Source organism: Psychrobacillus sp. FSL K6-4615, from assembly GCF_038008225.1.
GTDB classification, from domain to species: Bacteria; Bacillota; Bacilli; order Bacillales_A; family Planococcaceae; genus Psychrobacillus; species Psychrobacillus psychrotolerans.
On record NZ_JBBOYQ010000001.1, the window covers coordinates 1,894,480 to 1,906,736 of the forward strand.

Genomic DNA, 12,257 nt, shown 5'->3' on the forward strand with positions numbered 1-12,257 from the left:
TGAAAAACCGATTTCTCCTTTTTAAGTGGGAAATCGGTTTTTTTTGTTATTTTTTGGTGAAATATTTTTTTCCTACTGTTTCGACAATGGACGGTGCTAGAGCGTAGAGTTTACTGGTGAAACTCATGTAAGAGGGAAGATCCACCTCTCTTACAGGTTTTTCCATTACTCGTTCAATAGAAGATACTACCTTGTCCGGAGCTAAAAGGTGTTTTCTCATGCTATTTCTATAATTACCGGTTTTATCTGCTAAATCCAGAAAGGGCGTATCTATAGGTCCAGGATTAATAGTCGTAACTACCACGCCAAATTCCTTCAGTTCCATGCGTATAGCATTTGCAAATCCGATTATAGCATGTTTAGATGCCGCATACACAGATGCTTTAGGAGTTGCTACTTTACCTGCTTGAGATGCAACAAATATAAAGTGTCCACTCCCTCGAAGTTTCATCTTTTCTGCAAAGTATTTTGTTAACTTCATAGGAGCCAATACATTTACCTGCAACATTTTTTCCATTTCTCGTTCATCCATATCCAATAAATATGCAAAAGCACCAACACCAGCACAGTGAATTATGGTGTCGGGGGTCCTCACATCTTGAAAGAGCGAGTCAAATGATTGGTCGACCGTTAAGTCCGCTTCAATTGTATGAATTCCATTTTCAGCTAGATTTTTTAACACGCTGGAATTTCTTCCAGTAGCCCATACTTCATGTCCAGCTTCGTGTAGATTATTAGCTAGCATTAGTCCAACTCCACTTGTAGCACCAGTTATTAAGATTTTTTTAGTTTTGTTCATATAGCAAAATTCCTTTATCGTTTCGGTTAACAGTTATAAGTTTTTCCTCGATTAAATAATCTATTTGTCCAATCGTCTCGGAAAGCGTTAAACCCAGTTCTTTTTCATATACCTTAGGAAAAAGTTGTTTCGTCAATTCAAAAATGGTTTTTTCACCAGCACTCATCATATCTAGTACTTTAAGTGCTCGTTCTTTTTGTTTTTCGAGTCTATATGCTACAAGCTCCTGAATATTATATACTTCGTTACCATGACCGCTATATACCTTTTCGATTGGTAGCTTTTGAATTTTTTTCAGCGAGGCATTATATTGTAACATCGATTTTGGACGCTCATCATTTGCATTTAATGGTGGCTCAATTAAAGGATTAGACGAAATTTTCTCGAGAATAAGATCTCCACCTATAAGCACTTTTGTACGTTCTGACCAAAATGCTAAATGACTCTGAGCATGGCCTAACGTTTCCAGCACTTCAATATCTGGATGTCCGGGCAAAATATCTCCCTCATACAAATATGTATCAATTGAACGGCTTCCTATGAGATTTAATGGTCTCCTCATCTTCTCGACCCATTTAAAATATTCCTCTGGAACTCCTTCTTCTTTTAAGCATTGTAGATAAAAATGATCATGATATTGTAAAAATTCTTCATCTCTCGTCATCCATACTTGGATATATTCATGACCTGAAATAGTTGCCTTTTCAAATGCATCTGTCCATCCCGCATGATCCGGGTGATGATGTGTTAAAACAACCTGTTCAATATCGGCCAGTTCATAGCCAGCCTCTTTAATCCCATGTGTTAATGCTATTAATGCTTCTTCTGTTTTTGGTCCAGCGTCAATTAGGGTTAAAACATCCCCTTTAACTAAATATGCGTTTACATCCCCTACCGCAAAAGGTGTAGGAATTATTATTTTATGTATCATCAGAATTCTCCTTAATGAATAGTCATTCATTACATTGTACCTTTATTTGTACAAGTCGTCACGAAAATATGGTTGACTTTATAAGAGAAGATGCATATAATTTCATTAATTCAGAATATAAAAGCTAAGATGAAGATTAGTACATATATGATGGAGTTAAGAGAGTGAAATGTCTGCTGAAAATTTCACCTCCCGCTCGTATATAGAACCTACTTCGGAGCTACTATGTAAACATGGTCGTACCTTCTCGATACGAAGGATTAAGTTGTGCTGAGTATTTACAGCAAATTTAGGTGGTACCGCGGAAAACAAGTGTTTTCGTCCTTATTATATATGGGACGAGAGCGCTTTTTTATTTTGCCTATTGCGTAAAATTCAAAGGAAACAGGTTCTACAAAAGGGAGGAAATTATATGACGAAGATTGTATTTGTTGGTGCGGGGGCAATGGCAGAAGCCATTATAAATGGTTTAACAAAAAGTAATAAAATTTCACCGACATCCATTCACGTCACGAATAAATCTGATGTAAACCAACTTAACTATTTAAAACAGACGTACAATGTACAGATCTTATGTGAACAGAAAGAAGCGTTAACTAAAGCTAATATTGTTTTTTTAGCGATGAAACCAAAAGATGCCCAGGAGGCATTAACTAGTCTTGCGCCATATCTCAACAAAGATGCAACGATTATTTCAGTTATTGCTGGGATTAATATTCAAACCATTATAAATGCTTTAGGTAATAGACCAGTTGCACGAGTTATGCCTAATACTTCAGCAGCAGTTGGAATGAGTGCATCTGCTTTATGCTGGAACGAGCTTATAACGGATGAATCTAAATTACTAATAATCGATTTGTTAGAGTCTATTGGTTCGGTAAAAGTCGTAGAAGAGGACGATTTACATGTTGTCACTGCACTTTCTGGTAGTGGTCCAGCTTACTTCTATTACTTTGCTGAACAGTTTGAGTCTGCTGCTGTTCAGCATGGCTTAGATTCAGGCGATGCTCGTCAATTATTTATACAAACAATGGAAGGTGCTGCACAAATGCTCAAAAAAGGTGATGTAGAACCAAGTGAACTACGCAGAAGAGTGACAAGTCCAGGTGGAACGACAGAAGCTGGTCTGGAACAGCTAATGGAGCACAAAGTGAGTGAAGCTATATTTGCTTGTATCCATGCTGCAGAAAACAGATCTCGAGAGATCGGGAAAATATTCGAAACGTAATATACAGGTATAAAGGATGTCGATAACATGGATAATTCATATTTTGTTGGTTGGGGTACTTTAGCTTTTATCAATGCAGGTATTGCCCAAGGTAAAAATAGAAGTGGACTAAACTGGTTCATCTTGTCCTTAATAATTGGACCTATCGCTACAGTAAGTTTAGTTATAATAGAGAAAAAAAGAGATCCTAGTGAATAATTCACATTCGGATTCTCTTTTTTATTTGGATTTAGTTAATAAACCATTTACGAAACTATATTCAGCAAGGTCTTCAGCAATATAGATTGGAAAAGGATAATGTTTCACTTGAGTAAGCATATTGCTTAAGTCAGAGGACAGGAATCTTGCACTAATATGATTTACGACTAAATTTTTAGCGTGCGCATTCTGACAAACCTCTGCAGCATCAACTATCGTGGAATGACCATAAAGCCTTGCAAGCTCAGCGGTTTCAATGTCGAAAGTTCCTTCATGAACGACAATGTCTGCTTTCTCACTTAACTGTATCGAGTTTTCACAATACTTTGTGTCTCCTAATATTGTGACTTTAAAACCTTCTCTTACTTCTCCTGTTACTTCCTCACTTTTGACTATAATCCCATTGGAAAGTACTACATCATTTCCCTCTTTTAATTGTCTTAATAATGGACCTCTTGGAACTCCCAAAGCGTCTGTTTTCTCTATATAAAGCTCTGGAGCAAGCGCTTTTTGTTTAACAGAATACCCATAGCAAGGCATTACATGTTCGAGTAGTTTAGCTTCTACAATAAATTGCTCGTCTTCGAAAACAGTACCCTCTTCTATTTCAATTATGGTAAGCGGATACTTTACATGCGTTTTAGATACAGCAAGCGTTACGTCAATCCAATTCTTTAACCCTGTAGGTCCATATATTGTAAGTGGCTCGTCCCCACCCAAAAAAGAACGAGATCCAAGCAAACCAGGAAGCCCATATATATGATCTCCATGTAAATGTGTAATAAATAGTTTTTCGAGTTTACGAGGTTTTAGTGTCGTATGCAAAATTTGGTGCTGAGTGGCTTCTCCACAATCGAACATCCAAAAAGTACCTCTCTCCTCTAGTAGTTTCAAAACAGTAGATGTCGTATTGCGCTGTTTTGACGGCATTCCTGCTCCAGTTCCTAAAAATAATAATTGCATATTTGCTCACTTCCTTAACTATTTTGGACATATTCTAAATTATAGATTCTATATTTATTTTGTTGTGAAAACATCTTAAAATTGACCATTTTTAAGTTTTATTTGTCTACTATAAATGATTAGATTTACTTACGACTAATATTAGACATTAAGTAATTTATATAGTTAGTCTACCTCTAAATTGCATGTATGTAAAAAGCAAAACTGCAAACAATAACTAAACAACTAAAAGGGGCGTCCAAAGCTTATGAAATTAGAGACATTGATAAAGCCATTAGGCATTCACATAAGTCAAGAAGACGAGTCCGTTGAAATACAAGGCTTGGCTTTTAATTCTTCTGAAGTAGAGAAAAATTTTATATTTGTTGCGATACCGGGAGCTCAGACAGATGGACATATGTATATCGAAGATGCAATTTTAAATGGGGCATGTGTAGTCATTGGCGAAGAAAATCTTACCTCAGTTGGAGTTCCCTATATTCGAGTGCCCAACGCACGGAAAACACTCGGATTAGTAGCTCAAATCTTTTATGGTAATCCAACTCAACATAAAACTATGATTGGAATTACTGGTACAAATGGAAAAACAACTACATCCTTTATGCTTAAACATATTTTGGAATCAGTAGGAATATCATGTGCATTATTCGGTAGTGTTTCGACAATTATAAATGGAGTTGAACAGGAGTCCTACCACACAACTACGGATGCAGTTACCCTAAACAAGCTATTAGCTACTTGTCATGACCGAGTTGTCATTATGGAAGTTTCCTCCCACGGTTTGGTCCAATCTCGCGTCGAGGGTCTTCAATTTGATGTTTGTATTTTTACGAATTTAGAACATGAGCATTTAGACTATCATAAAACAATGGAATCCTATTTCGAAGCGAAGCAATCTCTATTTGAATATTTAAAACCAAACGGAATTGCTGTTATTAATTCTAATACTTCCTGGGGTGAACGTCTTTGTGCTTTCGTAAACACTTTAAACAAAGAAGTTATCAAAATAAATGGGACAAATCCCACATACATGGTGAATGACGAAGAACTGATATCCCTTGACGCTCCAATACAGTCATACTCGCTTAAGAGTCGCATGAAAGGTAAACATAACTTAGAAAATGCTTCGCTTGCTTTTTCAACTGCAATCTCGCTAAATATAGACCCGTTAAATATTGAGCGTGCGTTAGAAAGTTTTGGTGGAGTACCAGGTAGATTTGAGCTGTTTGAACATCCAACTGGGGCAACATGCATTGTAGATTATGCCCACACAAAAAATGCTTTTTCTCATATCTTAGAAGCTGCTCGTTTATATAACCCCCAAAGAATTATACATATTTTTGGGTTTAGGGGAGATAGAGACGTACAAAAAAGAAAAAGTATGGTAGAAGTCTCTTTGGAGAAATGTGAAACATGTATTTTAACTTTTGATGATTTGAATGGAGTACCTTCAGAACAGATGATTCGAGATTTGAACGAATTAGATCCGATGAATAGATGTATTATTATTCCCGATCGAACTTTAGCAATACAGTATGCTTGGGAAAAAGCTCAAAATAATGACCTTATCGTAATTACCGGGAAAGGCATTGAAAATTATCAGAATAGCTTCAGCTTACCTACTGCTTCAGACATTCACACCTTGCATTATTTGAACGATTCATTGGCTATTCAAAATGAGCATTATCATTCATTATGATCATCTAAGAAGTCTTTGCTGAAACTTGTTTTAGATTCCAGTGAAGGCTTCTTTTTTACTTTCATTCCACGCTTAATACTATCTTCCCCAAACTTACCTTGCAGTTGCTCCACAAGTTTTAAAATTGGCTCTTCTTTAGCATGTTCTTCAAAGTTAAAAATAGAAAGCTGCTCTACAGATTCTCCCTTATCGTATACATTGTTTACAGTTACTCCTAGTAGACGAATAGGATCTCCATTCCAAGAAGCATTGAATAGTTCTAATGCCAATTGGTATATTTCTTGTTCCTTGTATAAGCGACTAGTTAATGTCTTACTTTTCGTTTTGTTTTTCCAATTAGCATCCCGTATATGTATTGTAATAGAACGTCCAGCTAGATTTTTGGCATCAAGCCTCGCAGCCACTTTTTTCGATAATCGTACAAATACCTTCTCCAGTTCTTCTATATTCGATTCATCATAAGGTAATGTTGTTGAATTCCCTACACTCTTCGTATCATATATAGATTCAGGATCTACTGCCCTGTTATCAATACCATTTGCACGATTTAGTAGTCGAACACCATTTTTTCCGAGTTTTTCTTTTAGTAAATTAGGATTTGCATTAGCTAAATCTCCGATCGATTTAATACCAATCGATTCTAATTTTCTAGCAGTACTCTCCCCTATTCCATGCATATCTATTACTGGTAGGGGCCATAGGATTTCATTTACCTGTCTTTTTCGCAAAACAGTTATACCCATCGGTTTTTTGATGTTGGATGCAGTTTTAGCAAGAAATTTGTTAGGAGCAATCCCGATTGAACTAGGTAAATCCAGTTCACGTAAAATGCGATCCTGAATAGATTTGGCAAAGCCGATTGCATCATTGTTCATATCTAATTCTGTTACATCCATATACCCTTCATCGATTGATACTGGTTCTACTAAGTGTGTGTAGGATCTTAATATCCCGAACATGGCTTTTGAAGCGATTCGGTAAATTTCAAAATTAGGAGGTAACAAAATTAGTTCTGGACATTTTCGTTTTGCCTCCCAAACGGACATTGTAGTATATACACCTTTTGCCCTTGCCTCATAGGAGCATGTAACAAGTATGCCACGTCTTTCTTTAGGATTACCTGCTATAGCAATAGCCTTTCCTTTTAAAGAGGGGTTATGTGCTTGCTCAACAGAAGCATAAAAGCTATTCATATCTAGGTGAAAGATAATTCTATGTTTTCCGGACAAGTTAGCCCCCCTCCTTCCTTTTTTCTTGCATTAATGAATAAATTTCATTGCTGAACTTTAAATAAATTCTTCATTTACTCTACACAACAGATTTAAGTATAGAAACTAATATACTCTTTAAAGAATGAACTGTTGAGCGCCGACTTCGGCTGGAAAGCATCCGTCCGAAACGAAAATTAGAAGTTAAAGGACTCTTCAATCCTCAAAAGCCTTAAAACACTGGATTAAATTTTACACTTATATTCTCAAAAAAGGTAGCTATATAAGCTACCTCCCTGAATACAGCATGAAATTATTTAGTAACGGTTACTTCTTTTTTTACTTCTTCTACATACGTTTGAATATCATTAAAACCTTCTAAGGAGCTTACCAAAATAGAAGCATCCACGATTGTAATCATTCGATTCTCTAAGTTAGCAACTGCTGTGAAATAACGTGTTTTCGTATAATTCACCAAACCAATTTGCTTTAGATTTTCTTGCTCAATATCTAAAATCTCTTTCGCTTCTTTCACAAGAAGTCCAACCGTCATATTTTCAGTATGCATCGTAACTACTCTTGCTAGTTCCTGATCGACACCACTGCGATTATACAAAATTTGTTCAAAGTCAATAATCGGCACTAGCTCTCCACGAATCTTCATCAAACCTATTAAATAATTTGGTAAGTGTGGAATCGGGTTTACCTGCTCTAATTTCTCAATGGAAACTACATGTTCAATGGATACTGCATAATCTTCATTTCCACATTGAAATACTACTACCTTTTCATTGCTCAACGAAGTCACCTCCTATTTCATTCTGCCGCTACTAGAACGATCTCTACTATTAAATCGGCTAATTTCTCTAATTCTTCAATAGGCATGCGTTCATTTGTTGTATGAATTTCTTCATAACCCACAGACAAGATAACTGTAGGAATCCCAAATCCAGCAATTACATTGGCATCACTACCGCCACCACTAGTTTTAATCTCTGCAGTTCTTCCAATTCGTTCTACTGCACGTTTAGCAACCTGTACAACTGCATGTTCTTCTTCAAAATGAAATCCTGGATACATTAATTGCGTTTCTGTCACTGCTTTACCACCAAACTTTTCAGCAGTTTCAACGAATGTTGCGACCATATGAGCAACTTGTGCATCTAGTTTTTCTTTATTGATCGAGCGTGCCTCAGAAAGTATATGCACTTCATCACAGACGATATTAGTTGCTTGTCCACCTTCAAATCGACCAATATTAGCCGTAGTTTCGGCATCTAATCTACCTAATTTCATCGCAGAAATCGCCTTAGCAGCTAAAGTAATCGCAGAAATACCTTTTTCGGGAGCGACTCCTGCATGCGCAGTTTTTCCAGTAATGGTTGTCCATAGCTTAGATTGGAATGGAGCAGCCGTTACAATTCCACCAACCGTTCCATCGCTATCTATCGCATAGCCATATTTTGCAGTTAGTAAGGACGCATCTAATTCTTTTGCTCCTACTAATCCACTTTCTTCTCCAGCCGTAATAACGACTTGAATATCGCCGTGTTTAATAGATTGTTCTTTCAAGAGGCGAATAGCTTCAAACAGAGCAGCGATTCCAGCTTTGTCATCAGCACCTAAAATTGTTGTGCCATCAGAATATATATAACCATCTTCTTTAATAACGGGTTTAATGCCTTTTCCAGGTACAACAGTATCCATATGGACTGTAAAGTATATTGGATCTACATTTGCATTTGAACCCTTTAATGTTGCGATTAAATTGCCAGCTCCGTGTCCTGTTTTAGAAGCAGAATCGTCTTCCACAACAGTAAATCCAAGCTGCTCTAATTTGTCTTTTAAAATTGGTGCAATTACTTCTTCATGCTTTGTTTCTGAATCTATTTGAACTAATTCTAAAAATTCCTCAACTAATCGACTCATTGAAAAGTCTCCTTTTTATAATGGAATATTACCATGTTTTTTGTTTGGTCTAGTTTCTTTTTTATTACGCATCATCTCTAAAGATTGAATAAGTTTAATACGAGTTTCTCTTGGATCAATTACGTCATCTACCATTCCCATTGAAGCGGCTACGTATGGATTCGCAAATTTCTCACGGTACTCTTCAATTTTTTCTGCACGAACTGCTTCAGGATCTTCACTTTGTGCAATTTCACGGGCGAAAATGATATTGGCAGCGCCGTTCGGTCCCATTACAGCTATCTCTGCATTTGGCCATGCGAATACCACATCTGCTCCAATTGACTTGGAATTCAACGCAACATAAGCGCCGCCGTATGCTTTTCGTAAAATAACGGTTATTTTAGGAACGGTTGCTTCAGAATAAGCAAATAGGATTTTGGCACCGTGGCGAATAATTCCACCATGTTCTTGTTTAATACCTGGGAAGAATCCAGTAACATCTTCAAATGTAATAATTGGAATATTGAAGGCATCACAAAAACGTATAAATCGAGCTGCTTTGTCCGAAGAATCTATATCTAAACCTCCAGCCATTACTTTTGGTTGGTTACAAACTAAACCAACTACCTCTCCTTTAATACGTGCAAGACCAATCACGATATTTTTCGCAAATTCTTTTTGTACTTCTAAGAAAGAACCTGTATCTACTACTTGATCAATAACTTTTCGGATATCGTATGGGCGAATAGCTTCATAAGGTACGACATCTGCTAAGTCAGGACGATTATCATCCTCTTCTGGTACATCAGCGATAGTAGGTTTTTCTTCAAAGCTTTGTGGTAAATAACTTAAAAGTAATCGAACGCTTTCTAATACTTCCTCTTCAGTTTTCCCACGGAAATGTGCATTTCCACTAATTGTGTTATGTACTTTTGAACCACCAAGATCTTCTGCAGAAATCTTCTCCCCGGTAACAGTTTCAATTACCTTAGGACCTGTGATAAACATTTGGCTCGTTTCATCCGTCATAAACACAAAGTCAGTTATAGCTGGCGAATACACTGCGCCACCAGCACATGGTCCTAAAATGACAGAGATTTGAGGAATAACACCCGAGTAAATAGCATTACGATAAAAAATTTGACCATATCCATCCAGTGATACAACACCTTCTTGAATACGAGCACCACCAGAGTCATTTAACCCTATGAAAGGTGCTCCGTTTTTAGCTGCTAAATCCATGACGTTTGCAATTTTGAGTGCATGCATTTCTCCTAAAGCTCCGCCAAAGACAGTGAAATCTTGTGAAAACAGATAAATGGGACGACCATTTACTTTCCCATACCCAGTAACTACTCCATCACCTGGGCCCTCTTGCTTATCCATACCAAAGTCTACAGTACGATGTTTGATAAAAGGACTTAACTCTACAAATGAACCTTTATCTACTAATAATTCAATTCGTTCCCGGGCAGTCAGCTTCCCTTTTTCATGCTGTTTCTCAATACGTTCATCTCCGCCACCAAGTTCGATTTTACGTTTGCGATCATATAAGTCATTGATTTTTTCATAAATATCCATATTATTTCTCTCCCCCGGTTTTATCGACTAATTCGTAAAGCACTCCACGAGATGCTTTTGGATGTATAAATGCTACCTGAGCACCATGAGCACCTGCTTTTGGAGTTTCCTGTATAAGTCGGACGCCCTTTTCTTTCAGCTCGTCCAAACGCTGTTGTATACTAGTAACTCCAAAAGCTATATGATGAATACCTTCACCCTTTTTTTCAATATACGAATGAATCGTACTTGTATCATCGATTGGTTGAAGTAATTCTAAATGGACATTCCCGCTATCGATAAACGCTACACGAACTTTTTCTGATGGAACATCTTCAATATGTAATAGTTTTAATCCCAATGTATCTATGTAATAAGGAAGAGAGTCTTCAATACTTTTAACAGCAATCCCGATATGATCAATTTTCTCCATTTTTACACCCCTCTATTAAATGACTATAAAATAATACTATTGATATTCGTTGCAGTCCGACGTCGAGCCTGTGTCATTATGACCCTTTTCTGAATTGACTGCATACGGCAGTAAGTATTCCTACTTTTTAAGTATACTCCTTTGGGGTCCCGACTTTCTCACTAGACCCACCGAAGTTGCCAACTTTCACTTCTATCAAAAAATGTGTCGTAATAAACTGATAGATTTTGCAAAATTATATTGTCACCATCCGCATGCAGATAATAACAACATTAGAACGTATTTCTATGCAAAGATTCTATCTATGAAAAAGGCTATCTACAATGAGCTGATGGAATCTCTCATGATAATGACTGTCCCTAAGATTCCAATATCAAGTGATTACAGAAAATTTAAAATAACCCTTTTTCTATTGTACCTATTTCAAAAAAAAATCTCTACCTCTTGTGCATTTTTATGTTTTTGTTAAAATAAAGGTACAAGCTAAAGGAGAGAAATTATGCGCAACCAAACTTTTCGTAAAATTATTGTGTATTTAATGATTTTTGTAATGGTAATGTCTACATTACTATTCGGTCTAAGCTTCATCCTTTAATGTCAAAACCTGTTACTATCGTGTCCAAAGGTCTTTGAACAGGTGTTTGCCATTCTATTACCAAGTGAATTTTAGGGATGCTGGTTGGTTGTGACGATGTCATAACCAACCAGCATCTCTTTTTCTTGCAAAATCTTATGATGTTTACCTGTTCATCGCCATAATATATTAAAAAAGTTCAATTTATGGATCTTTGAGAAATGATAAAAACCAGCGAATGCATCTATATGCTTCCGCTGGTTTTTATTATTTAAACTTCTTCGCAGTATTCTTCAAATAATTCTTGAAGATGTGTAATGACAGAAGTAGGTGCATGACCTTCTATTTCGTGACGACCGATTTCTGCTACAGGTTGTCCGTCTTTTAACAGAACAAATGATGGAGAAGAAGGCAAGTGATCATCTCCGAATAGATTACGCGCTTGTTGAGTAGCCAATTTGTCTTGACCAGCAAAAACAGTTACTAAATGGTCTGGACGTTTATCATAATGTACAGAGTTTGCCGCAGCAGGGCGTGCAATTCCTCCAGCACATCCACATACAGAGTTTACCATTACTAAAGTTGTTCCTTGACGAGCAAATGCTGCATCTACTGCTTCAGGTGTTTCAAGTTGCTCATAACCTGCTGCGTCCATTTCTCCACGAGCTTGTACTAGTATATCGTTCATATATAAATTGAAATCCATATTCATTTATGCCACTCTCCTTTTTTTACTATGTTAATCTTATCAGA

The 12,257-nt window shown here is 36.8% G+C and carries 13 protein-coding genes and 1 other annotated feature; of the genes, 4 read left to right on the forward strand and 9 right to left on the reverse strand.

Translation table 11 applies throughout. The features are described 5' to 3' along the window. Window positions 1-46: 46 nt before the first annotated feature. Window positions 47-799 carry an SDR family NAD(P)-dependent oxidoreductase gene (locus MKX53_RS09240; RefSeq protein WP_340910803.1) on the reverse strand — a complete coding sequence of 251 codons (753 nt, stop codon included), beginning with the start codon at window positions 797-799 and terminating at the stop codon, window positions 47-49. After that, entirely contained in the window at window positions 786-1,730 is a 945-nt protein-coding gene (locus tag MKX53_RS09245) for an MBL fold metallo-hydrolase (RefSeq protein WP_340910805.1), read from the reverse strand. Before MKX53_RS09245 ends, MKX53_RS09240 begins: the two co-directional genes overlap by 14 nt. 117 nt (window positions 1,731-1,847) lie before the next feature. After that, window positions 1,848-2,059, forward strand: a binding site (T-box leader). Window positions 2,060-2,142: 83 nt separating this feature from the next. Between MKX53_RS09245 and proC the strand changes: the two genes are divergently transcribed. Next, window positions 2,143-2,958: a pyrroline-5-carboxylate reductase gene (gene proC / locus MKX53_RS09250; RefSeq protein ID WP_093534063.1), complete on the forward strand. Its 816-nt coding sequence runs from the start codon at window positions 2,143-2,145 to the stop codon at window positions 2,956-2,958. Window positions 2,959-2,985: 27 nt separating this feature from the next. Then, on the forward strand, window positions 2,986-3,156 hold the full coding sequence (locus MKX53_RS09255) for a hypothetical protein (protein ID WP_175496144.1): 171 nt from the start codon (window positions 2,986-2,988) through the stop codon (window positions 3,154-3,156). Window positions 3,157-3,177: 21 nt separating this feature from the next. Here the strand turns inward: MKX53_RS09255 and rnz are convergent, their stop codons facing one another. Further along, a complete protein-coding gene (gene rnz / locus MKX53_RS09260; RefSeq protein WP_340910807.1) occupies window positions 3,178-4,119 on the reverse strand; it encodes a ribonuclease Z in 942 nt (313 codons plus the stop codon). Window positions 4,120-4,366: 247 nt separating this feature from the next. Here rnz and MKX53_RS09265 point away from each other — a divergent pair, with 247 nt between their 5' ends. Further along, window positions 4,367-5,818: a UDP-N-acetylmuramoyl-L-alanyl-D-glutamate--2,6-diaminopimelate ligase gene (locus MKX53_RS09265; protein WP_340910809.1), complete on the forward strand. Its 1,452-nt coding sequence runs from the start codon at window positions 4,367-4,369 to the stop codon at window positions 5,816-5,818. Here the strand turns inward: MKX53_RS09265 and MKX53_RS09270 are convergent. The 5 genes from MKX53_RS09270 to mce all read right to left on the reverse strand — a co-directional run bounded on the left by MKX53_RS09270 (window position 5,806) and on the right by mce (window position 10,930). Next, window positions 5,806-7,047, reverse strand: coding sequence for a DNA polymerase IV (locus MKX53_RS09270; RefSeq protein WP_340910811.1), 1,242 nt, complete (start codon window positions 7,045-7,047; stop codon window positions 5,806-5,808). The genes MKX53_RS09265 and MKX53_RS09270 overlap by 13 nt on opposite strands. A gap of 292 nt (window positions 7,048-7,339) precedes the next feature. Further along, window positions 7,340-7,825: a chemotaxis protein CheW gene (locus MKX53_RS09275; RefSeq protein WP_093534055.1), complete on the reverse strand. Its 486-nt coding sequence runs from the start codon at window positions 7,823-7,825 to the stop codon at window positions 7,340-7,342. Between the two features lie 17 nt (window positions 7,826-7,842). After that, entirely contained in the window at window positions 7,843-8,955 is a 1,113-nt protein-coding gene (locus MKX53_RS09280) for a M20/M25/M40 family metallo-hydrolase (protein WP_340910813.1), read from the reverse strand. Window positions 8,956-8,970: 15 nt separating this feature from the next. Continuing rightward, window positions 8,971-10,518 (reverse strand): acyl-CoA carboxylase subunit beta, encoded by a 1,548-nt coding sequence (locus MKX53_RS09285; RefSeq protein ID WP_340830630.1) that lies wholly within the window; start codon window positions 10,516-10,518, stop codon window positions 8,971-8,973. Window position 10,519: 1 nt separating this feature from the next. Beyond that, entirely contained in the window at window positions 10,520-10,930 is a 411-nt protein-coding gene (gene mce / locus MKX53_RS09290) for a methylmalonyl-CoA epimerase (protein WP_340910815.1), read from the reverse strand. A gap of 499 nt (window positions 10,931-11,429) precedes the next feature. Between mce and prli42 the strand changes: the two genes are divergently transcribed. Beyond that, window positions 11,430-11,525, forward strand: coding sequence for a stressosome-associated protein Prli42 (prli42, locus tag MKX53_RS09295; RefSeq protein WP_175496143.1), 96 nt, complete (start codon window positions 11,430-11,432; stop codon window positions 11,523-11,525). Between the two features lie 250 nt (window positions 11,526-11,775). Here the strand turns inward: prli42 and MKX53_RS09300 are convergent, their stop codons facing one another. Further along, entirely contained in the window at window positions 11,776-12,216 is a 441-nt protein-coding gene (locus MKX53_RS09300) for a BrxA/BrxB family bacilliredoxin (protein WP_093534047.1), read from the reverse strand. Between the last annotated feature and the right edge of the window lie 41 nt (window positions 12,217-12,257).